The 21,471-nt window shown below is 53.8% G+C and carries 20 protein-coding genes and 1 other annotated feature; of the genes, 6 read left to right on the plus strand and 14 right to left on the minus strand.

The genetic code is table 11. The annotated features are described in order from the left end of the window. Nucleotides 1-4: 4 nt before the first annotated feature. Together AC534G_RS21305 and yaaA are read left to right on the plus strand one after the other, a co-directional pair. Nucleotides 5-1,435 carry an alanine/glycine:cation symporter family protein gene (locus AC534G_RS21305; protein ID WP_110496084.1) on the plus strand — a complete coding sequence of 477 codons (1,431 nt, stop codon included), beginning with the start codon at nt 5-7 and terminating at the stop codon, nt 1,433-1,435. 77 nt (nt 1,436-1,512) lie between these two features. Then, a complete protein-coding gene (yaaA, locus tag AC534G_RS21310) occupies nt 1,513-2,286 on the plus strand; it encodes a peroxide stress protein YaaA (protein ID WP_085048345.1) in 774 nt (257 codons plus the stop codon). A gap of 84 nt (nt 2,287-2,370) precedes the next feature. Here yaaA and thrC read toward each other — a convergent pair whose 3' ends face one another. The 6 genes from thrC to yjjY form a co-directional block, all read right to left on the minus strand. Then, entirely contained in the window at nt 2,371-3,657 is a 1,287-nt protein-coding gene (gene thrC, locus AC534G_RS21315; RefSeq protein ID WP_038637048.1) for a threonine synthase, read from the minus strand. Nucleotides 3,658-3,660: 3 nt separating this feature from the next. Continuing rightward, a complete protein-coding gene (thrB, locus tag AC534G_RS21320) occupies nt 3,661-4,590 on the minus strand; it encodes a homoserine kinase (RefSeq protein WP_038637046.1) in 930 nt (309 codons plus the stop codon). 1 nt (nt 4,591) lies between these two features. Continuing rightward, nucleotides 4,592-7,054 carry a bifunctional aspartate kinase/homoserine dehydrogenase I gene (thrA, locus tag AC534G_RS21325; RefSeq protein WP_069324093.1) on the minus strand — a complete coding sequence of 821 codons (2,463 nt, stop codon included), beginning with the start codon at nt 7,052-7,054 and terminating at the stop codon, nt 4,592-4,594. 23 nt (nt 7,055-7,077) lie between these two features. Next, nucleotides 7,078-7,204, minus strand: a sequence feature (Thr leader region). After that, on the minus strand, nt 7,134-7,199 hold the full coding sequence (gene thrL / locus AC534G_RS21330) for a thr operon leader peptide (protein WP_032337689.1): 66 nt from the start codon (nt 7,197-7,199) through the stop codon (nt 7,134-7,136). Its footprint overlaps the feature before it by 66 nt. Nucleotides 7,205-7,410: 206 nt before the next feature. Continuing rightward, on the minus strand, nt 7,411-8,097 hold the full coding sequence (locus AC534G_RS21335) for a tRNA/rRNA methyltransferase (RefSeq protein WP_038637042.1): 687 nt from the start codon (nt 8,095-8,097) through the stop codon (nt 7,411-7,413). A 398-nt stretch (nt 8,098-8,495) separates the two neighbouring features. Beyond that, complete coding sequence (gene yjjY / locus AC534G_RS21340; protein WP_042998021.1) at nt 8,496-8,636, minus strand: YjjY family protein; 141 nt, start codon at nt 8,634-8,636, stop codon at nt 8,496-8,498. 95 nt (nt 8,637-8,731) lie between these two features. On the opposite strand from yjjY, the gene arcA reads away from it, so the two are divergent. Continuing rightward, on the plus strand, nt 8,732-9,448 hold the full coding sequence (gene arcA / locus AC534G_RS21345; RefSeq protein ID WP_001194359.1) for a two-component system response regulator ArcA: 717 nt from the start codon (nt 8,732-8,734) through the stop codon (nt 9,446-9,448). 60 nt (nt 9,449-9,508) lie between these two features. Here arcA and creD read toward each other — a convergent pair whose 3' ends face one another. From creD to creA, 4 genes are read right to left on the minus strand one after another with little or no spacing between them, the layout of a single operon-like run. Further along, entirely contained in the window at nt 9,509-10,870 is a 1,362-nt protein-coding gene (gene creD, locus AC534G_RS21350; protein WP_110496085.1) for a cell envelope integrity protein CreD, read from the minus strand. Nucleotides 10,871-10,927: 57 nt separating this feature from the next. Next, entirely contained in the window at nt 10,928-12,358 is a 1,431-nt protein-coding gene (gene creC, locus AC534G_RS21355; protein ID WP_110496086.1) for a two-component system sensor histidine kinase CreC, read from the minus strand. After that, nucleotides 12,358-13,047: a two-component system response regulator CreB gene (gene creB / locus AC534G_RS21360; protein WP_085048350.1), complete on the minus strand. Its 690-nt coding sequence runs from the start codon at nt 13,045-13,047 to the stop codon at nt 12,358-12,360. The genes creC and creB overlap by 1 nt, the downstream gene beginning before the upstream one ends. Before the next feature lie 12 nt (nt 13,048-13,059). Then, nucleotides 13,060-13,533 (minus strand): protein CreA, encoded by a 474-nt coding sequence (creA, locus tag AC534G_RS21365; RefSeq protein WP_038637033.1) that lies wholly within the window; start codon nt 13,531-13,533, stop codon nt 13,060-13,062. Between the two features lie 211 nt (nt 13,534-13,744). On the opposite strand from creA, the gene robA reads away from it, so the two are divergent. After that, a complete protein-coding gene (gene robA / locus AC534G_RS21370; RefSeq protein ID WP_038637031.1) occupies nt 13,745-14,614 on the plus strand; it encodes an MDR efflux pump AcrAB transcriptional activator RobA in 870 nt (289 codons plus the stop codon). Here robA and gpmB read toward each other — a convergent pair. Next, a complete protein-coding gene (gpmB, locus tag AC534G_RS21375) occupies nt 14,611-15,258 on the minus strand; it encodes a 2,3-diphosphoglycerate-dependent phosphoglycerate mutase GpmB (protein ID WP_069324097.1) in 648 nt (215 codons plus the stop codon). The two genes, robA and gpmB, sit on opposite strands and share 4 nt — an antisense overlap. 52 nt (nt 15,259-15,310) lie before the next feature. Here gpmB and yjjX point away from each other — a divergent pair, with 52 nt between their 5' ends. Further along, nucleotides 15,311-15,826 (plus strand): inosine/xanthosine triphosphatase, encoded by a 516-nt coding sequence (gene yjjX / locus AC534G_RS21380; RefSeq protein WP_038637026.1) that lies wholly within the window; start codon nt 15,311-15,313, stop codon nt 15,824-15,826. Nucleotides 15,827-15,881: 55 nt separating this feature from the next. Here the strand turns inward: yjjX and trpR are convergent, their stop codons facing one another. Further along, nucleotides 15,882-16,208 (minus strand): trp operon repressor, encoded by a 327-nt coding sequence (trpR, locus tag AC534G_RS21385; RefSeq protein ID WP_003837292.1) that lies wholly within the window; start codon nt 16,206-16,208, stop codon nt 15,882-15,884. A gap of 89 nt (nt 16,209-16,297) precedes the next feature. Then, on the minus strand, nt 16,298-18,235 hold the full coding sequence (sltY, locus tag AC534G_RS21390; RefSeq protein ID WP_110496087.1) for a murein transglycosylase: 1,938 nt from the start codon (nt 18,233-18,235) through the stop codon (nt 16,298-16,300). A gap of 207 nt (nt 18,236-18,442) precedes the next feature. Between sltY and ettA the strand changes: the two genes are divergently transcribed. Then, the gene (ettA, locus tag AC534G_RS21395; protein WP_038637020.1) at nt 18,443-20,110 is read left to right on the plus strand and encodes an energy-dependent translational throttle protein EttA; all 1,668 of its coding nucleotides are present in this window, start codon (nt 18,443-18,445) and stop codon (nt 20,108-20,110) included. A gap of 81 nt (nt 20,111-20,191) precedes the next feature. Here the strand turns inward: ettA and nadR are convergent, their stop codons facing one another. Further along, nucleotides 20,192-21,424 (minus strand): multifunctional transcriptional regulator/nicotinamide-nucleotide adenylyltransferase/ribosylnicotinamide kinase NadR, encoded by a 1,233-nt coding sequence (gene nadR, locus AC534G_RS21400; RefSeq protein WP_038637017.1) that lies wholly within the window; start codon nt 21,422-21,424, stop codon nt 20,192-20,194. Nucleotides 21,425-21,471: the final 47 nt, after the last annotated feature.

Raw genomic sequence — 21,471 nt, forward strand, 5'->3', positions numbered from 1 at the left:
GTTAATGCCTGATTTTTTCGCATTTATTAATGAAATACTCTGGGGCTCGGTAATGATCTACCTCCTGCTTGGCGCAGGATGTTGGTTCACCTGGCGTACGGGGTTCATCCAGTTTCGCTACATTCGCCAGTTTGGCAGAAGTCTTAAAAACAGCATCAGCCCGCAACCGGGCGGTTTAACTTCCTTTCAGGCTTTATGCACCAGTCTTGCCGCGCGGATCGGCAGCGGAAATCTGGCGGGCGTGGCGTTGGCAATCGCCGCAGGCGGCGCGGGAGCCGTTTTCTGGATGTGGGTCTCGGCAGTCATTGGGATGGCAACCTCGTTTGCCGAATGCTCACTTGCGCAACTGTATAAAGAACGCGACAGCAAGGGACAGTTTCGCGGCGGTCCTGCGTGGTATATGGCGCGTGGACTGGGTATGCGCTGGATGGGCGTGCTTTTTGCCATCTTTTTACTCATCGCATATGGACTGATTTTTAACAGCGTGCAGGCAAACTCGGTCTCGCGCGCACTTGCTTTTGCTTTCGATATCCCTCCCCTCTTCTCCGGTATCGCCCTGGCTATCACATCATTACTGGTCATCGTCGGCGGTATTAAAGGCGTTGCCCGTCTGATGCAATGGTTTGTTCCGGTGATGGCTCTGTTGTGGGTCGGTTGTAGCCTCGTCATCTGCCTTTGGCATTTCGCTCAGCTTCCCGACATTATCATAACCATCGTTAAAAGTGCCTTTGGCTGGCAGGAAGCCGCCGCCGGCGCCGCCGGGTATACGCTAAGCCAGGCCATTGCCAGCGGCTTTCAACGCGGTATGTTCTCGAATGAGGCCGGAATGGGCTCAACCCCGAACGCCGCCGCCTCGGCTGCGTCATGGCCTCCGCATCCTGCGGCACAAGGCATTGTGCAAATGATCGGTGTTTTAGGCGATACGCTGATTCTTTGTACGGCCAGTGCGATGATCGTTCTGCTGGCGGGTAATGGCACCAGTTCTATCCCCATTGAAGGCATCCAGTTGCTGCAGAGAGCGATGGTCTCGCTGACGGGTGAATGGGGTGCCGGATTCGTCGCCTTTATTGTGATCCTGTTTGCCTTTAGCTCTATCGTCGCCAACTACATCTACGCGGAAAACAACCTTATTTTCCTGAAGCTGGACAATATCCGGGTAATTTGGCTATTACGTATCGCGACCGTGAGCACCGTTGTCGGCGGCACATTACTCAGCTTCCCGCTGCTCTGGCAACTTGCTGACATCATCATGGCCTGTATGGCCATCACTAACCTGACGGCGATTTTACTGCTCTCACCGGTTGTCCATACCCTCGCCAGCGACTATCTGCGCCAGCGTAAACTCGGGGTGCGCCCGGAATTTGATCCGCGCCGTTATCCTGATATCAGGCAGCAGCTTGCGCCCGAAAGCTGGGATGAAACGCCGCGTGATTAACGCGGCAATCGCAACCATCGATCAATTCTGTCCATTTTTTTGCTAAAGTCGCAGTAAATTTCCTGCAAGGACTGGATATGCTGATTCTGATTTCACCTGCAAAAACGCTCGACTACCAAAGTCCGCTGGCAACCACACGCCACACGCTGCCCGAACTGCTGGATCACTCGCAGCAGCTTATTCACGTGGCGCGACAACTCTCCGCGCCGCAGATTGGCAAGCTGATGGGAATTAGCGACAAGCTGGCGGATCTGAACGCCACCCGTTTCCATGACTGGCAGCCCGATTTCACACCGGAGAATGCGCGTCAGGCTATTCTGGCGTTTAAAGGCGACGTTTATACCGGGCTGCAGGCTGAAACCTTCAGCGAAGCGGATTTTGACTTCGCTCAGCAGCATTTACGCATGTTGTCCGGGCTGTACGGCGTGTTGCGTCCGCTGGATTTGATGCAGCCTTACCGTCTGGAGATGGGCATTCGTCTGGCCAATCCAAAGGGGAAAGATCTTTACCAGTTCTGGGGCGATACCATCACCGACAAACTTAACGAAGCGCTGGAAGCACAAGGCGACAGCGTGGTGATTAACCTCGCATCAGATGAATATTTTAAATCCGTGAAGCCGAAAAAACTGAACGCCGAACTTATCAAACCAGTCTTCCTCGATGAGAAGAACGGTAAGTTCAAAGTCATCAGCTTTTATGCCAAAAAAGCGCGTGGCCTGATGAGCCGCTACATCATTGAAAATCGCTTAACTCAGCCAGAGCAACTGACGGCATTTACCAGTGAAGGCTATTTCTTTGATGAAGAAGCGTCAGGGAATGGCGAACTGGTGTTTAAACGCCACGAGCAGTAGTGTACATGCCGGATGGCGGCTAACGCCTTATCCGGCCTACAGGTTTTGCAGGCCCGCTAAGCACAACGCCAGCGGGCACTACCGTTAACCGCGGGTCATCATCAGCTTACGCAGCGCAGCAAAATCAGCAGGCAGGTGATGAGAGAGCAGCGGCAAATCAGCGCGCTCCGCCAGCTCTTTTGGCAGAGCCAGCGTAAGCTCAAGAATCTCTTCAACGCTTTCCTTAAACTTCGCCGGATGCGCGGTGCCGAGGAACAAGCCATACTCGCCAGGATTCAACTGGTCACGCAGCGCACGGTAAGCCACCGCCGCATGCGGTTCTGAGGTGTACCCCATTTCATGCAGCTCGCGCATCGTATCCTGAGTGGTAGCATCGTCAACGGCGGCATACCCCAGCTCATTCAGACGCCAGATTTTACGGCGGAACAGTTCTTCCACACGCGGCCAGTTGTTCGGCTGGCTGACATCCATCGCGTTGGATAACGTCGCCTGCGTCGCCTTCGGCGCCCACTCGCCTTCTGCAAGGAAGCGTGGAACCGTATCGTTGACGTTGGTCGCCGCAATAAAGCGCTTCACCGGCAAGCCCAGCGATTTCGCCAGCAGTCCGGCGGTCAGATCGCCAAAGTTGCCGCTGGGAACGGAAATAACCAGCTGGTTGCGCGCTTCTTGCGGCAGTTGAGCCACAGCTTCAAAGTAGTAACAGATTTGCGCCAGCAGACGGCTGATATTGATTGAGTTAGCCGAGTTCAGCCCCAGCGCCACCTTCAGTTCTTCGTCATCAAACGCCTGTTTCACCAACGCCTGGCAAGCATCAAAATCACCATCAATAGCGACGGTTTCAATGTTACCGCCCAGCGTACAGAACAGTTTTTCCTGTAATGGGCTGATCTTGCCGCTCGGGTAGAGGATCACCACGCGAACGTTCGGCAGACCATAAAACGCATGCGCCACGGCAGCACCGGTATCGCCGGAGGTCGCCGTCAGAATCGTTACCGGTTTGTCGCCGCTGATGTGCGTCAGCATCTGCGCCATAAAGCGCCCGCCAAAATCTTTAAATGCCAGTGTAGGACCGTGGAACAGCTCCAGACAGCCAATGTCCGCTGCAACCTGAGCAACCGGCGCCGGGAACGCAAACGCCGCGCGTACGCGCTCTTCCAGGATCTCCTGCGAGATCTCGTCGCCAATAAATGCGGAAAGGATCTTAGCGCTGCGGCTAACGAAGTCCTGGTTCAGCATCTCATCCACTTCTGTCAGATTGAATTCCGGCAGATCGTGCGGAAAAAACAACCCCTGATTCTTGCCAAGCCCTTGCGTGACGGCCTGCGCAAAGCTGACCTGTTCGTTATGATCTTTCAGATTATAGAGTTTCATTGATTATCCCAGTACCCGTGCGCCTGCCGTGTCCAACCGGCAAATATGAACAAAGCCTTCCTGATTTTGCAGATAATGTTTAGCCAGCCAGTCTGCGACACGCTGCGCCGTATCCGGCTTATCGCACAAGGCGAACAGCGTCGGCCCTGACCCGGAGATCCCGCTGGCCAACGCGCCGATTTCCGCTACCGCCTGACGCGCCTGGCTGAAGCCTGGCAGCAAGCGGGTACGATACGGCTCAGCGATGACATCTTTCATCAGCTTCGCGGCCAGAAGAGGCTGACGGGAATAGCAGGCATGGATAAACCCTGCCAGATGCCGCCCGTGGGCGATGCAGTCCTGACGGCGATACTGCGCAGGTAAAATGGCCCGCGCTTCCGCCGTCGACACTTTAATCCCCGGATACGCCAGTACCCACAGCCACTCATCAAAGCCTGGCACCTGCTGGCTGATAATGCCGTTTTCTTCGATCATTAACTGCATACCGCCCAAAAAGCACGGGGCAACATTATCGTAATGAATACTGCCGGAGATACGTCCTTCCAGCTCTCCCATGATCGCCAACAGGCGCGTGTCGTTGAGCGGTTTCCCACAGTGCTCGTTCATGGCGACTAACGCCGCCACAACGGAACAGGCGCTGGAACCTAACCCGGAGCCAATCGGCATATTTTTTTCCAGCGTCATTGCCACCGGAACGGTTTTACCCAGCTCCTGACAGAATCGCTCCCAGCACTGATAGACGATATTTTCTCGCGGCTCAGAAGGCAGTTTGTCAGCAAAGCGCCCAAGATTATTCAGACTGAACTGGTCGGCTGGCTCAACAGAGACCACATCACCCAATAGCGAACCGTCTACGGGGGTTACCGCCGCCCCGAGCACATCAAATCCGACGCTCATATTGGCGCTGGAAGCCGGGGCATAAACTCTTACCATGTCAGACTCCTAACTTCCATGAAAGGGTACGTAGCAGGTCGGCAAATACGCCCGCCGCCGTTACGTCATTACCTGCGCCGTATCCGCGCAGCACCAACGGTAACGGCTGATAGTAATGGCTATAGAACGCCAGCGCGTTTTCACCGTTTTTCACTTTGAACAGCGGATCGTTGCCGTCTACTGCATCAATTTTCACGCGACAGACACCGTCCTCTTCAATATTGCCAACATAGCGCAATACTTTCCCCTCATCACGAGCTTTCGCCACGCGCGCGGCAAAGGCGTCATCCAGTTGCGACAACTTCGCCATAAACGCGGGAACATCACCGGAATCATCAAATTCTGTTGGCAGGACCGGTTCAATGACAATGTCAGACAGCTCCAGCTCACGGCCGGTTTCACGGGCCAGGATCAGCAGCTTACGCGCCACATCTGTACCGGAAAGATCATCACGCGGATCGGGCTCGGTATAGCCCAGCTCACGCGCCATAGTGGTCGCCTGCGAGAAGCTCATGCCTTCATCCAGCTTGCCAAAAATAAACGACAGCGAACCGGAAAGGATGCCGGAGAATCGTTGCAGTTCATCGCCTGCGCTGAGCAGGTTTTGCAGGTTTTCAATAACCGGCAAGCCCGCGCCCACGTTGGTGTCGTACAGGAATTTACGTCGCGATTTCGCCGCAGCAAAACGCAGTTGATGGTAGTAATCCATCGACGACGTATTGGCCTTTTTGTTCGGGGTGACCACATGGAAACCTTCGCGCAGGAAGTCGGCATACTGATCCGCCACCGCCTGGCTTGAGGTACAGTCGACAATCACCGGATTGAGCAGATGATATTCTTTCACCAGACGAATTAAACGCCCAAGGTTGAAAGGCTCTTTCGCACACTCCAGCTCAGACTGCCAGTTTTCCAGATTCAGACCGTGGACGTTGGTCAGCAGTGCCTTCGAGTTCGCCACGCCGCACACGCGCAAATCGATATGCTTGTTTTTCAGCCAGGTTTGCTGACGTTTAAGCTGCTCCAGCAGCGCACCGCCCACCCCACCGACGCCAATCACAAACACTTCAATCACCTGGTCGGTGTTGAACAGCATCTGATGGGTCACGCGTACGCCGGTGGTGGCGTCGTCGTTGTTTACCACCACCGAAATAGAACGCTCAGAAGACCCCTGGGCGATGGCCACGATATTGATGTTCGCGCGAGCCAGCGCGGCAAAGAATTTCGCCGAGATGCCGCGCAACGTGCGCATACCATCGCCAACCACCGAGATGATAGCCAGACGCTCAGTCACCGCCAGCGGCTCCAGCAGACCTTCTTTCAGCTCGAGATAGAATTCATCCTGCATCGCGCGCTGCGCACGCGCGCAGTCGCCCTGCGGGACACAGAAGCTGATGCTGTATTCAGAAGAGGATTGCGTGATCAGCACCACCGAGATGCCTGCACGCGACATCGCGGCGAAAACGCGCGCCGCCATGCCTACCATACCTTTCATTCCAGGGCCGGAGACGCTAAACATCGCCATGTTATTGAGGTTAGAAATGCCTTTTACCGGCAAGTCGTCGTCATCACTGCTGGCACCGATCAGCGTACCGGGCGCTTGCGGATTGCCGGTATTTTTAATCAGGCACGGGATCTGGAACTGGGCAATAGGGGTAATGGTGCGCGGATGTAGTACTTTAGCGCCGAAGTAAGAAAGCTCCATCGCTTCCTGATAAGACATCGACTTCAGCAGTCGGGCATCGGGTACCTGACGCGGATCGCAGGTATATACGCCGTCGACATCGGTCCAGATCTCGCAACAGTCCGCACGCAAACAGGCGGCCAGTACGGCGGCGGAGTAGTCAGAGCCATTACGCCCCAGCACCACTAACTCACCTTTTTCATTCCCGGCGGTAAATCCGGCCATCAGAATCATATGGTCCGCTGGAATACGGCTGGCGGCAATGCGGCGCGTAGACTCGGCGATATCAACAGTAGATTCGAGATAATGGCCAACCGCCAGCAGTTTCTCAACCGGGTCGATGACCGTCACGTTGTGCCCGCGCGCTTCCAGCAGGCCGGCCATGATGGCGATCGACATTTTTTCGCCACGGCAGATAAGCGCGGCATTGATGCTGTCCGGGCACTGCCCCAACAGGCTGATACCGTGCAGGACGTGCTTAATCTGAGCAAATTCTTGTTCAACCAAGGCTTTGAGCGGAGCCAGCGGGAAACCCGCCTGCGCGGCGGCAAGACCAGCTAAAAGCTCTGAGAAAATGCGTTCGGCATCGCTGATGTTGGCTAAAGCATCCTGACCACCGATGGTCTTTTCAATCATCGCCACCAGATGGTTGGTAATTTTGGCGGGGGCAGAGAGAACGGTCGCGACCTGCCCCTGTCTGGCATTGCTTTCCAGAATGTCGGCAACCCGCAGAAATCGCTCTGCATTTGCCACTGATGTACCGCCGAACTTCAACACTCGCATGGTTTACCTCATTGCCTTTGGTCGAAAAAAAAGCCCGCACTGTTTAGGTGCGGGCTTTTTCTTGTGTTTCCTGTACGCGTCAGCCCGCACCGTTACCTGTGGTAATGGTGATGGTTGTGGTAATGGTGATGCTGATGCGTTTCATGATGTTGTGTGCTCTGTAATTATTATCTGTCTGTCTTGTATTCTTTTAGGGTTAAAGTATCTGCTGACCTAAGTCAATAAATTTTTAAATTGATCACATTCCGAAACTTGTTCATGAGCCACTGCTTGCCCTTTTACTTTCAACCAATACAGCATGTCCGACCCACTTGAAACCAAAACAAAACGCCAATGATAAAACATTAACCAGCATTTTATTTTGTTATGTTTTTTTCTATATCATGTAAAAAACGGTGCAGCATTGCCGTGTCTCGCTGCCCTAATAAGCCCATTCGCTGTTGCAGCCAGTCGGTGAGTTTGATGTCGTCAGAAACGTTCAGCGTGGCTAATAAACGTAAAACGCGCGCACGCAATGCCTGCAACTGAAGTTCATCCGCTACCTCATTATTTTTGGCCGGTTGTTGTATTAAACCTGCTAATTGATAGCAATACACCATCACCGCCTGTCCCAGATTGAGTGAAGGGTAGTCAGCCACCATGGGTACCCCAGTAAGGACATCCGCCAGTGCTAATTCTTCGTTGGTCAGCCCGGAATCTTCGCGCCCAAACACCAGCGCGGCGTGATCCATCCACGCGGATTTTTCCTGCAACAGAGGAACGAGTTCGACCGGCGTGGCGTAATAATGAAACTTCGCCCGACTGCGCGCCGTGGTCGCCACGGTAAAATCAACGTCGTGCAACGCTTCGGCTAGCGTTGGAAAAACGCTAATATTATCAATAATATCGCCCGATCCATGTGCGACCCATCGCGTTGCAGGCTCCAGGTGGGCCTCGCTGTCCACGATCCGCAATTGAGTGAATCCCATGGTCTTCATCGCGCGGGCAGCCGCACCAATATTTTCCGCTCTGGCAGGGGCAACCAGAATAATTGTTAAACGCATTTCGATACTCTTTTGGCCAGTCGGCAGGTAATAATGTGACGCACATCAACATATTACGCAGCGCGAATTTACATATTTTTAACAGAAATCACTGAAAAAGGATTTCGCATCCAATAAAAAATGCTAAACTATTTCCAACCTGTACTATTGCTTTTTATGTTAACAAAAGTTGCATATCCTGCTGTTTATCCATGATAATTTAATTTAAAATGGATAGCATTGGTTGGATTCATTACATTTATTAATTAGCTCGTGCAACTAGTTGTAATATTGCAATTTTGTGATGAAAGCAAACATTTGGATGCGTTGATTTCATCAAACTGTTAACGTGCTACAATTGAACTTGATATATGTCAACGAAGCGTAGTTTTATTGGGTGTCCGGTACGTCTTAGCCTGTTATGTTGCTGTTAAAATGGTTAGGATGACAGCCGTTTTTGACACTGTCGGGTCCAGAGGGAAACTACCCACGACCAAGCTAATGATGTTGTTGACGTTGATGGAAAGTGCATCAAGAACGCAATTACGTACTTTAGTCATGTTACGCCGATCATGTTAATTTACGGCATGCATCAGGCAGGTCAGGGACTTTTGTACTTCCTGTTTCGATTTAGTTGGCAATTTAGGTAGCAAACATGCAGACCCCGCACATTCTTATCGTTGAAGACGAGTTAGTAACACGCAACACGTTGAAAAGCATTTTCGAAGCAGAAGGCTATGATGTATTCGAAGCGACAGATGGCGCGGAAATGCATCAGATTCTCTCTGAATATGACATCAACCTTGTGATTATGGATATCAATCTGCCTGGGAAAAATGGTCTCCTGTTAGCGCGCGAACTCCGCGAACAAGCTAACGTTGCGCTGATGTTCCTGACGGGCCGTGATAACGAAGTCGATAAAATTCTCGGCCTCGAAATCGGCGCCGACGATTACATCACCAAACCGTTTAACCCGCGCGAACTGACTATCCGTGCTCGTAACCTGCTGTCGCGTACCATGAATCTGGGTACCGTCAGCGAAGAACGCCGTAGCGTCGAGAGCTACAAGTTCAATGGCTGGGAGCTGGACATCAACAGCCGCTCTCTGATTGGTCCTGATGGCGAGCAGTATAAACTGCCACGCAGCGAATTCCGCGCCATGCTTCACTTCTGTGAGAATCCTGGCAAAATCCAGTCTCGCGCAGAACTGCTGAAAAAAATGACCGGTCGCGAACTGAAGCCACATGACCGTACCGTTGACGTGACTATCCGCCGCATTCGTAAACATTTCGAATCAACGCCGGATACGCCAGAAATCATCGCTACCATCCACGGTGAAGGCTACCGTTTCTGCGGCGACCTGCAGGATTAATTCGATCCTCACACGTACAAAAACGGCGCTTTATGCGCCGTTTTTCATTTCACCGCTCCGCTATTTCCATATACGTAATTCATCACTCTCATCGGGTTGCGGCTCAGGAAGCGCTTTCGACATTGGTTTTGGCTGCGCCAGCGAGTGCCAGTCAAGATGACGCGTCAGGAACATCACGCCACACAGCGCGAATAACAGCACGCTGGTGCCAAGCAGTAAAGAACTGTCCTGCGAACGGAGCAACACCCACATCACGCCATCCAGCCCCAGCAGCGCTACGGTGAACAAAATACTCTTGCGCCAACCCTGTAATATCGCCTGCAGATATACACCGTTCATCAATGCGCCCACAAGGCTTGCCGTAATCCACGCGGCGGTAAAACCAATGTGTTCTGACAACGCCAGCAGCAACAGATAAAACATCACCAGCGATAACCCCACCAGCAGGTACTGCATCGGGTGCAGTCGAAGGCTGGTCATGCTTTCAAGCACAAAGAAAGACATAAAGGTCAGCACAATCAGCAAAATGGCATATTTTGTCGCCCTGTCCGTCAATTGATACTGATCCGCAGGGGTGGCGACAGCGACGCTAAATGCAGGCATTCCCTCCCAGCCAATCTTTTCACCATCAAAGCGTTCGCCGAGGTTATTAGCAAACCAGCTGCTTTGCCACTGGGCATTGAATCCAGACTCACTGATTTCGCGCTTAGCCGGAAGAAAATCCCCAAGAAAGTTGGGATGCGGCCAATTGCTGGTTAAGGTCATTTCACTGTTACGGCCAACCGGAACGACGGAGAAGTCGCCGGTTCCGCTCAAATTAAGCGACAGCGCCATGCTGAGATTTTGCGCCGTCCAGCTCGCGTTGGGTAGCGGAATATGGATCCCCTGAGCACGACCCGCCAGACCTGTTCCTGGCTCCACGGCCAGCGACGTGCCGTTGACCAGGGGGGCTTTCACCACGCCGATCCCACGCGCATCCCCCACGCCCACCACTATGAACGGTTTGCCGATACTGACATTAGGATGGTTTAAATCACTCAAACGTTCAGCGTTAAACTCGGCTTTCACCGCCAAATCGTTATGCCAGACCTGGCCTTCATAAATACCAATTTTACGCGCTTCAACGTTTTGGCTTCCCTCGACGACCAACGATTCCGGTAACCAGAAATGGATATAGCTGCGCTTACGCTGGACCTCTTTACCCTCTTCCAGCTCGGTATAAAGTTCCGTCACCGGAACGGCAATCAACGGGCCGACCATCTTTTGCGGTCCGCTGGTGCTCTGGCGGATTGCATCTTCAACGTCATGGCGATAGTCCGATCGCTCAACGATTATCTGCCTGACCATTGTCAGGGGAATTAACAGCAACAGCATGGCGCCACCTAAGGTGACGATTTTCCAGAACAGGGGTGATTTCAACATAGCGTTCTCCTTTGCAATACCAGCAAGGTAGAACAGCTATGTGCGGGGAATTTGAAGTTATGTGAAGTGACGGTGAAGCGTAAACGAAGCCTGTGCCCCACCTTCCGGTCGATTGCGTAAGGTCACCGAGCCTGCATGCAGTCGCGCAACCTCACTGACAAACGCCAGTCCCAATCCGCTGCTCTTAAGCCCATTTTCACGGGGCAGCGAGTAGAAGCGTTCAAAAATACGCGGCAACGCAAAGTCAGGGATCCCGCTGCCGCTGTCGGTAACCTGCAACGTGACCTGATCCTCATGCTGATGCTGATGCGCGCTGAGCACAATCGTTCCGTCCTGCGGCGTAAAGTCGATAGCGTTGTCGAGCAAATTCCCCAATGCCTGCTCCAGCAGCGCGGGATCGGCATCAACGCTAAGCGATGAAGGCATAATGGTCAGCGTGATGTTTTTTGCCGCCAGTTGCACGCTCCGGGCCTCTTTGAGCTGGGCAAACAGCGCATCTACCGCCACCGGCGTCAACGTAATGTCCTGGCGATTCTCCAGGCGCGCCTGGCGTAACAAGGTTTCAACCAGCGCCTGCATGCGCGCATTTTGTACCAGAATATTATCGGTAAAACGCGCCACCACGTTCGGCGGCGGGCCTTCGCGCAAAATTTCCGCCGCGCCGCGAATGGCCGCCAGAGGACTTTTGAGTTCATGCGTTAACGCATAAACGTACTGCTCAATATAATTCTTGCCCTCCAGCTTCAGACGCATACTTTCCAGCGCCTGCGCCAGTTTACGTAGCTCGCTGCTGCCTAAATCAGGTAGTGGGACGGGGCGATTCTCAGTAACGGAATCGGCATAGCGCGCCAGTCGGGCAATAGAACGGTTGATCCACCATACCATCCCCGCGCCAATCACTAAGGCGATCCCCAGCAATACCGCGCTGGCCCACAGCATCCGCCGTTCACTGCGTTTAATCACCGGCGCCATCGCCGCATTGGGTTTGCCAACGCTAAGCACCCCGATAATACGCCCGCCGTCAACGATCGGCGCGGCAACGTACATTACCGAACTTTCCGGATCGTTCGGATTCTGCAACGTACTGCGGGCGCCATACTGCCCACGCAACGTTAACCACACGTCATTCCAACGGGAGTAGTCCTGGCCGACCACTTGGTTAGCGGAATCAAACAGCACCTTACCCTGCGCGTCCGTCATATAGACATGGTATTCATTACGCACTTTGTTAATGCCGCTGATATTGGCACGGAATGGGCGGTTATGCAGTTGGGAAAATGCCTGCGCCAGCTTACCGTTGGCGGGCGCGTCAGAGAGTAAATCATCACGCGCCAGCGCAGCCAGCAACGTGGCGGTATCAATCAATGTGCCTTCAGTCGCCCGGCGGACGCCAGGCTTAATTTCCTGCACAAAGATCGACAACACGAACCAGGCGGCAACGGCGACAATCAGGAAATAGCCGAGCAGCAAACGCATACCAATGCGCATCAGACGCTCCTCAGGCTGTATCCCATACCGCGATGCGTATTAATGGGCGAGATATCAGGGTTGATCGCCCGTAGTTTGGCTCGCAGCGTTTTGATGTGGGTATCGACCGTTCTGTCGAAGGTGTCCTGCGCATCGGCCCAGACTAAATCCATCAATTGCTGGCGAGAGTAAATGCGCCCCGGCGACATCAGCAGTGTTTTCAGCAACAGGAATTCATAGCGCGTCAGAGTTAACGGTATACCGAACCAGGTAATCTGCGCGGCCAGCTCATTAAGCTCAAAATCCCCGCAGCGCGTCGTTGTGGAAGGAGAGGCGAATTTTTGCACCCGCCGCAGCAGTGTACGTACGCGGGCGCACACCTCGCGCGGCGAGAAGGGTTTGGCAACATAATCATCCGCGCCGATCTCCAGCCCCAGCAGGCGGTCCACTTCATCGCTGCGCGCGGTGAGAAAGAGGATCGGCAGCGCCGGATGACGTTCCAGCAGGCGTCGACACAGCTCAAAACCACTGATATCCGGCAGGCCGACGTCCAGAATTATCGCATCGGGGCATCTCTGGCGCGCATTTTCCAGCACCGGCAGCCCGCGCTCAAACGCTTCTACGCGAAAGCCTTCCTGCTGCAGCATGTAAATAAGCGTATCCGCGATGCCCTGCTCATCCTCAACCAACCAGATCAACGGCTGTTGCATTTTGCTTCCTTGTTATTGCCGCCACGGCATAATGGGCACAGCGCTGATGGCATTTTTGGGCGATCCATCAACCACTTTATCTGAATAGGCCAGATAGGCCAGCGCATTACGTTTTGCGTCATAAAAACGTACGACCTGTAAGGACTTAAACACCAGCGAGGTCCTTTTTTTAAACACCACTTCGCCTTGTGCTTTACCGTTCTTGATTCTGTCGCTCAGTTCCACCGGTCCTACCTGCTGGCAGGAGATGGCGGCATCAGAGGTATCTTCAGCCAGCCCCAACCCACCTTTGATGCCGCCGGTCTTGGCACGACTCACGTAGCAGGTCACATTGGTCACATCCGGATCGTCAAACGCCTCGACCACAATTTTATGGTCCGGCCCAAACATTTTGAACACCGTATCGACAGATCCAATCTGCTCCGCATGGGCGACTTGCGCCAACATCAGCAAAATTGAGGAAATGGCTAAGCTCTTATATTTCATATTGTTACCATTCTTAAAAGTTACTCTGGGTAATTATTCGACATTCTAAGATAAAACGTATACAGATCACAGGATTACAATAATCACGCTTTCGAATGTCCAAAAAAAGCATTTATGAGCAAAAAAAACACTGAATGCTAAAACAACAAAAAATGCTATTATCCTCATACCTGACGTCAGGTACTCGTTGTTGAAAGGATGAGGATATTTTATGGATCAGGCTGGCATTATTCGCGACCTATTAATCTGGCTGGAAGGTCATCTGGATCAGCCTTTGTCGCTTGACAATGTGGCGGCAAAAGCAGGCTATTCCAAGTGGCACCTGCAGAGAATGTTTAAGGACGTGACGGGCCATGCTATTGGCGCCTATATCCGCGCCCGTCGTTTATCGAAATCCGCAGTGGCGCTTCGCCTGACTGCGCGCCCTATTTTGGATATTGCCCTGCAATACCGCTTCGACTCTCAACAAACCTTTACCCGCGCGTTCAAGAAACAGTTTTCTCAGACGCCAGCGCTGTATCGCCGCTCGCCGGAATGGAGCGCTTTTGGTATTCGCCCGCCAATGCGACTCGGTGAATTTGCTATGCCTGCGCACGAGTTTGTGACGCTGGAAGATACGCAACTGCTGGGCACCACGCAAAGCTATTCCTGCTCGCTGGAACAGATTTCAGATTTCCGTCATGAAATGCGTATTCAGTTCTGGCGCGACTTCCTTGGCCATGCGCCTTCAATCCCGCCGGTGCTGTACGGGCTGAACGAAACGCGTCCGAGCATTGAAAAGGACGACGAACAGGAAGTGTTTTACACCACGGCACTGACGCCGGAACAAGCCAATGGCTATGTACCGTCGGCGCAGCCTATCCTGCTGCAGGGCGGCGAGTACGTGATGTTTACCTATGAAGGGCTGGGGACTGGCGTACAGGAGTTTATCCTGACGGTATACGGCACCTGCATGCCGATGCTAAACCTGACCCGCCGTAAAGGGCAGGATATCGAGCGATACTACCCGGCAGAAGATGCCAAAGCGGGAGATCGCCCGATCAACCTGCGCTGCGAATTCCTGATACCGATTCGCCGCTAACGCTGCAGCTCATCCAACGCAGGGGCGTCCAGATGTGAGATGTCCCCTGCCGTTTCAACCACCCATCCCGGCGCAAGCCATAAACTTTCCTGGTAATCAACGCGGGAAATAGAGCAATTGCGCAGACGCAGGCGACGTTCGGCCCATGCCGGCAATCCCAGAATCGTACTCACCAGGCAGCCCAGCGCGATCCCGTGGCTCACCAACAGTGGGCGGCTCCCCTGCGGAAGGTCCAGGCAGGCTGCCAGCGCCGCGTTGACGCGATCGCTCAGCTCCTGCATCGATTCCCCTTCCGGAATACGCCCATCAACCGTACCGTTCACCAACTGACGACGCCAGCCCTCTTCTTCAGCCGTCAGCGTGTCGATATGACGTTTTTCCAGCACGCCCATATTCAGTTCACGCAGCCGGGAGTCATAAGTGATATCACAACCACAAGCCTGAGCGATGATTTCTGCTGTGCGTCGTGTACGACCTAAATCACTACTGATGACATGCGTAATACCCAATGAGCGGGCGCGTTCACCAACCTGCATGGCCTGCTGCTCACCTTTAGCGGTCAGTGGGCTGTCTGACTGGCCTTGAATACGTCGCTCGGCGTTCCACTGCGTTTCACCATGGCGAACAAGGTATACCTGTAACATGCTTTTTTTCCGTTATACTGCGATGCGATGAATTTTCAAACTGAGCTTTATTATGCACAAGGTTATCTCTGCTACCACCAATCCTGCCAAAATTCAGGCAATTCTCCGGGCATTTGAAGAGATTTTCGGGGAAGGATCCTGCCATATCGAACCCGTCGCCGTCGAGAGCGGCGTACCGGAACAGCCTTTTGGAAGCCAGGAAACGCGCACTGGCGCACGAAATCGCGTGGATAATGCGCGCCGCCTGCATCCACAAGCTGATTTCTGGGTAGCCATCGAAGCTGGAATTGACGATGACGCCACCTTCAGTTGGGTGGTAATTGATAACGGCGTTCAGCGCGGTGAAGCGCGATCGGCCACGCTGCCGCTGCCCGCCGTTATTCTCGACAGAGTCCGCCAGGGAGAAGCGCTTGGCCCGGTGATGTCGCAGTACACAGGCATTGATGAGATTGGTCGTAAAGAGGGCGCGATTGGCGTATTTACCGCGGGTAAGCTGACGCGCTCAAGCGTTTACCATCAGGCGGTCATTCTGGCGCTTAGTCCGTTTCATAACGCGGTGTATTTATAGCATTGTGCCGGATGTTCAATCGTAGGCCGGATAAGGCAAAGCCGCATCCGGCGGATCAATTTTTCCCGAGCAGTACCTGCTCCAGCCACTGGCGCAGATCCACCGGCGCGGATTTCAGGCTGTTTGAACCGCGCGTAATGGTGGCGATGCCCGCCCCAAGCTCATTTTTCAGCTCGCGCTGGCTCATCTCGCCGCGCAACAGCTCTTCAATGATACGCACGCGCGTGCCCAATGCTTCGCGCTCATCCGGCGTCAACATCAAATTGAGTAGCGGCAGATGTAAATCTTGCTCATAGGCGTGTTTAAGTAAGTCGACAAAACGTAACCACTCCTGGTGACGCTGTTCTGCCATCTCTGCTGAATAGGGTGATTGCTGAGTCATAAGATATCGCCATCGTTGTGGGGGAAGCGTACTTGCCTCCCCCTTTTGTACTCTCTAACGAGTACGATAGCATAACACAACCGATGCGATCAGTAACGACGTTGCCATTCTGCGTCGCTCATCAGCTCCGGTTTATCGCCAAGGAAATAACGATAGTACGCATCGTAAGCCAGCACGTTCTTCACATAACCACGCGTCTCTGAGAACGGAATGCTTTCGACAAACGCCACGGCATCGATCCGACCTGCGCTATTGCCCAGCCAGGTGCGCACACGCCCCGGTCCGGCGTTATAGGCCGCCGATGCAAAGATGCGATTATTGCCAAATTGCTGATAAACATACTGCAAATAGCTGGTGCCAATGTTGATGTTGGTATCAGGATCCAGCAGTTGACTCGGACTACTGTAACCCGGAATCGAGAACATTTTCACCGTGTGCGTTGCGGTGCCCGGCATAATCTGCATCAGCCCACTGGCGCCAACCGGCGATTTCACTTTCGGGTTCCAGGCGCTTTCCTGACGCGCGATCGCCATCGCATAACTTGGCGGAATATCTTTCCCATTGGTATAGCGGGTAAACAGATCTTTATAGGCCAGCGGGAAGCGCTCTTCCAGATGATCCCACAGTTTACCGGCGATCGTCGCCTGTACGCTCAGATCCCACCAATGATTGTTAAACGCGTAGCGCGCCAGCTGCGCCTGCTCGGACTTGGTGCGGCTGGTGACCAGATTTGCCCATTCACTGCGCGCAGTATTGTCCAGATTCCAGTACATCAGCTCGCGTACGCGCGCCATTTCCGGTCCCTGAGTCAGCGCAGAGTCAACGTTCGCTGGGGCTTTATCCACCTTCAGCTCGTACTCTTCGCCGAGGCGTTGCGCCGCCACCATCGGGTAGAAACCGCGCTGTTGCATGAGTTGATGCAGGATCTCTTTCGCTTCCGCCTCGCGCCCGCGCTCCAGCAGCAGATCCGCTTGCCAGTAGCGCCACTCATCTTTTTCTTTAGCGTCCATCGGCAGACGCGCCAGCCAGGTATTCAGGCCGCGACGATCGCCAGTTCCCAGCGCCATCCGCACGCGACGCTCCACAAGCGAGGTGGAATTTGAGCGCATAATCGCATCATCACGCCATTTCGCCTGCTCGTCGGTGACGTCATTGCCCATCAGACGCCAGGCGACGATGTCGCGCAGCTCCTGAGTCTGCTCGTCATTTAACTGCTGCGCCTGCACCAAAGAGGGGATCATCAGGCGGGCGTTTTCGACATCCTGACGCGCCACGCTGGCAAAAGCCACCGCCGCCATCTGCCTGGTGAAATCCGTTGCGCCAGTGGTGCGCGCAAAGGTCATTACGGTGTTTGGATCGTTAGCCAGCGCGATGATTGCCGACGCAATCGTCTGGTACTCCCCAGGCATTTGCCCGGCCAGCGCGGTGACCAGCCCCGTATTGCCCGCTTTCATCGCCAGACGAATACGCTCCAGATAAGCCAGCGGATCCTGAGTGCCTGAGGCGCGCCACACGCCGAATAATTTGTCACAGGCGTTCGGCTGACTTTTCCCGGTCAGCCACAGCTCTTTCGCGCCCCGCCAGGCCTCTTCGGTTTGTCCGGTACTCCATTTCGCGAAGTAATAGTTACATTGCGCTTCCGTGGTACCCGGTTTTTCCGGGCTAAACGCCAGCAGTCCACGCCAGTCTTCCCGTCGCGCCAGTTCATTCACAAAACGCGATTGCAGAGTACGCGCCGGGGGCAGCGTCGGGTTGGCGCGCACAAAATTGGTGACGGTAATGGTCGGCTGATTCATCAGATCGTCAGTAATCTGACGATATTCCAGATAGGGATACAGAGGATAGTTCTTCAGGCCGGGCATCATCTGCTCCACGACATCCATCTGTCGGTTGTCCCAGGCCTGCTTAATTTGCGCATAGCGATTGCGCTGCTCATCCAGGGAATAGGCTCGCGCCACTTGACTGACCGTCAGCAGACATACGCTGGCCGCCAGCAGGCGCCAGGTAAATTGTTTGGCTTTGTCCACAAGCTCTTCCTCTTGTCATGTTACGTCTGTGCAGCATCATGCCGCTTAATTCATTCATGCTAACCAGACATTGCAGAATGCGCCACGTCACGGACACTTTTTTACTTTTGTTGCGAGTGAGATCTGCTGGCTGGGATTGGGCAATGAAAAAGGCTACACTTCGCTTTTGATAACTCTATTCATCACTATAAAAGAGGCGAAGTCCACGTGGCTCAATTCGTTTATACCATGCATCGTGTCGGCAAAGTCGTTCCGCCGAAACGTCATATTCTTAAAAACATCTCACTGAGCTTCTTCCCTGGCGCCAAAATCGGTGTACTCGGTCTGAACGGCGCGGGTAAATCTACCCTGCTGCGCATCATGGCCGGCATTGATACCGAAATCGAAGGCGAAGCTCGCCCACAGCCGGGCATTAAAATCGGCTACCTGCCGCAGGAACCAAAACTGAACCCGGAACACACCGTCCGTGAGTCTGTTGAAGAAGCGGTGGCCGAAGTCGTTAACGCCCTGAAAGGCCTGGATGAAGTGTATGCCAAGTACGCAGAACCGGACGCCGACTTCGATAAACTGGCCGCGCAGCAGGGCAAGTTTGAAGAGATTATTCAGGCGCACGACGGCCATAACCTGAACGTGCAGCTCGAGCGTGCCGCTGACGCCCTGCGTCTGCCGGACTGGGATGCCAAAATCGAGAACCTTTCCGGTGGTGAACGCCGCCGCGTCGCGCTGTGCCGCCTGCTGCTGGAAAAACCAGACATGCTGCTGCTCGACGAACCAACCAACCACCTGGATGCCGAATCCGTCGCCTGGCTGGAACGCTTCCTGCACGACTTCGAGGGTACCGTCGTGGCGATTACCCACGACCGTTACTTCCTCGACAATGTTGCGGGTTGGATTCTGGAGCTGGACCGCGGCGAAGGTATTCCATGGGAAGGCAACTACTCCTCCTGGCTGGAGCAGAAAGATCAGCGTCTGGCGCAGGAAGCTTCTCAGGAAGCCGCTCGTCGTAAATCTATCGAGAAAGAGCTGGAGTGGGTGCGTCAGGGCGCGAAAGGCCGCCAGTCTAAGGGCAAAGCCCGTCTGGCGCGCTTTGAAGAGCTGAATAACACCGAATACCAGAAGCGTAACGAAACCAACGAACTGTTTATTCCACCTGGACCTCGTCTGGGCGATAAAGTCGTTGAGGTCAGCAATCTGCGTAAATCCTACGGCGATCGCGTGCTGATCGACGATCTGAGCTTCTCGGTACCGAAAGGCGCTATCGTCGGCATCATCGGTCCGAACGGCGCGGGTAAATCAACCCTGTTCCGCATGATGTCCGGTCAGGAACAGCCTGACAGCGGCACCATCACGCTGGGCGAAACCGTGAAGCTGGCCTCCGTTGACCAGTTCCGTGACGCAATGGATAACAGCAAAACCGTGTGGGAAGAAGTTTCCGGCGGGCTGGATATCATGAAGATCGGCAACACCGAAATGCCAAGCCGCGCCTACGTAGGCCGCTTTAACTTCAAAGGCGTGGATCAGGGTAAACGCGTGGGCGAACTGTCCGGCGGTGAGCGCGGTCGTCTGCACCTGGCGAAGCTGCTGCAGGTTGGCGGCAACATGCTGCTGCTCGATGAACCGACCAACGACCTGGATATCGAAACCCTGCGCGCGCTGGAAAACGCCCTGCTGGAGTTCCCGGGCTGCGCGATGGTTATCTCGCACGACCGTTGGTTCCTCGACCGTATCGCCACCCACATTCTGGACTACCAGGATGAAGGTAAGGTTGAGTTCTTCGAAGGTAACTTTACCGAATACGAAGAGTATAAGAAACGCACGCTGGGCGCCGATGCTCTGGAGCCGAAGCGTATCAAGTACAAGCGTATTTCTAAGTAATTACCGTTAAGCGCCGTATCCGGTCTACGAGGTTAATGCAACTTCCAGGCCGGATAAGCGCGGCGCTATCCGGCATTTAACCTATCTCTGCTCGCCCATCAACTCTTTCACCAGCTCCACGCAGCGCAGGAATCGACCATCGTAGTCAGGTTCCTGAACGTGCACGAAATCGATATTGTTTTCCTGCAGCATCTCGACCAGCAGCGACTGAAACGCTTTTCGGTCAACCGAGCTGCCAAGGCTACGCAAACCATCCGCCACCCATGGGGTATTGTTTTCCAGCAGGATCACCAGGTCAAAACGGTACTCATCAATCAACGCCTGCACAAACGGGTGTTCACGCCCTTCGTACTTTTTACAGAATGCCTGAGTGGTCACGAAATCGGTATCGATAAACGCCACTTTATTGGCATACTTGACAGCAAAATCAATGTATTGCGCTTGTCCGAGGGCAATCTTATCGTAGTCGGAATATTGCAACGCCATCTCGTCGCCGCCCAAATGGGAGAAGACGTAATCACGCCCGTATTCCCACGCACTGGTGGTGTTAAAGATATTGGCGAGCTTGTTCACCAGCGTGGATTTTCCGCTCGACTCCCCGCCAAGGATCGCCACGGTGCGCACGAAAAACGGCTTCACTTCGGTGGGAATATACTCCCAATAGCGAAACGGGTTTTCGCGGATTTGCCCGCCACTGATGCTCATAAACGTCCGTTTCGGATCCACCAGCACCGTTTCGATCCCCAAATGTTTCAGATACTGCGGGGCATCTGACTCTTCAGAGGTGTAGATCCAGTTTGGCTGGATCCCCTTCTCCTGCATAAACGTTTTGATGCCGTTGCTCCACACGTCCCAACCGTGCGGATACGGTTCCATGCCCTCTTCGTTGAAGGCATGAATTCGGATATTTTTCTGATATTTAAATGTTTGCAGCAGCCAACGTAAACGATCAGGCACCGTCGGCTGTTGCGACATGGCGCTGTCTTCAAACAGGCTGCGATCGCGCGTATCGTCATAACCCATGATGATATGCAGCTCATCGACCTGACTACAGGCACGCTGGATCAGATAGATGTGGCCGGTGTGCAGCGGATAAAACTTACCGAATACCACACCGATATTTTTCTGCTGGCGGGGAAATTCCAGCCCGAGAAAACGGTGCAACGCCTCCAGCTTTTGCGCGCTGGGGCTTTTGATTTTGGCATTCAGCAGTTGGCTTAAATATCCCTTGGTCATGCCACTGGCATCCGCCACCTGTTGCAGGGTACAGCCCTTTTGCTTTATGGCGGTTTTGAGATAGTCGAACGATGACACAAGAGCCTCCTGCTGGAAAAATCGCGTAACACTGCCTGATGGCGCTT

The sequence above is a fragment of the Citrobacter sp. CRE-46 genome (assembly GCF_059615875.1).

What these genes read in the sequence shown, in the direction of transcription:
- yjjY (WP_042998021.1), bottom strand. Translation starts at nt 8,636, where the DNA reads ATGACTAAAGTACGTAATTGCGTTCTTGATGCACTTTCCATCAACGTC.
- gpmB (WP_069324097.1), bottom strand. Translation starts at nt 15,258, where the DNA reads ATGTTACAGGTATACCTTGTTCGCCATGGTGAAACGCAGTGGAACGCC.
- creB (WP_085048350.1), bottom strand. Translation starts at nt 13,047, where the DNA reads ATGCAACAGCCGTTGATCTGGTTGGTTGAGGATGAGCAGGGCATCGCG.
- AC534G_RS21305 (WP_110496084.1), top strand. Translation starts at nt 5, where the DNA reads ATGCCTGATTTTTTCGCATTTATTAATGAAATACTCTGGGGCTCGGTA.
- creC (WP_110496086.1), bottom strand. Translation starts at nt 12,358, where the DNA reads ATGCGCATTGGTATGCGTTTGCTGCTCGGCTATTTCCTGATTGTCGCC.
- arcA (WP_001194359.1), top strand. Translation starts at nt 8,732, where the DNA reads ATGCAGACCCCGCACATTCTTATCGTTGAAGACGAGTTAGTAACACGC.
- creD (WP_110496085.1), bottom strand. Translation starts at nt 10,870, where the DNA reads ATGTTGAAATCACCCCTGTTCTGGAAAATCGTCACCTTAGGTGGCGCC.
- thrB (WP_038637046.1), bottom strand. Translation starts at nt 4,590, where the DNA reads ATGGTAAGAGTTTATGCCCCGGCTTCCAGCGCCAATATGAGCGTCGGA.
- thrC (WP_038637048.1), bottom strand. Translation starts at nt 3,657, where the DNA reads ATGAAACTCTATAATCTGAAAGATCATAACGAACAGGTCAGCTTTGCG.
- yaaA (WP_085048345.1), top strand. Translation starts at nt 1,513, where the DNA reads ATGCTGATTCTGATTTCACCTGCAAAAACGCTCGACTACCAAAGTCCG.
- yjjX (WP_038637026.1), top strand. Translation starts at nt 15,311, where the DNA reads ATGCACAAGGTTATCTCTGCTACCACCAATCCTGCCAAAATTCAGGCA.
- creA (WP_038637033.1), bottom strand. Translation starts at nt 13,533, where the DNA reads ATGAAATATAAGAGCTTAGCCATTTCCTCAATTTTGCTGATGTTGGCG.
- thrA (WP_069324093.1), bottom strand. Translation starts at nt 7,054, where the DNA reads ATGCGAGTGTTGAAGTTCGGCGGTACATCAGTGGCAAATGCAGAGCGA.
- trpR (WP_003837292.1), bottom strand. Translation starts at nt 16,208, where the DNA reads ATGACTCAGCAATCACCCTATTCAGCAGAGATGGCAGAACAGCGTCAC.
- AC534G_RS21335 (WP_038637042.1), bottom strand. Translation starts at nt 8,097, where the DNA reads ATGCGTTTAACAATTATTCTGGTTGCCCCTGCCAGAGCGGAAAATATT.
- robA (WP_038637031.1), top strand. Translation starts at nt 13,745, where the DNA reads ATGGATCAGGCTGGCATTATTCGCGACCTATTAATCTGGCTGGAAGGT.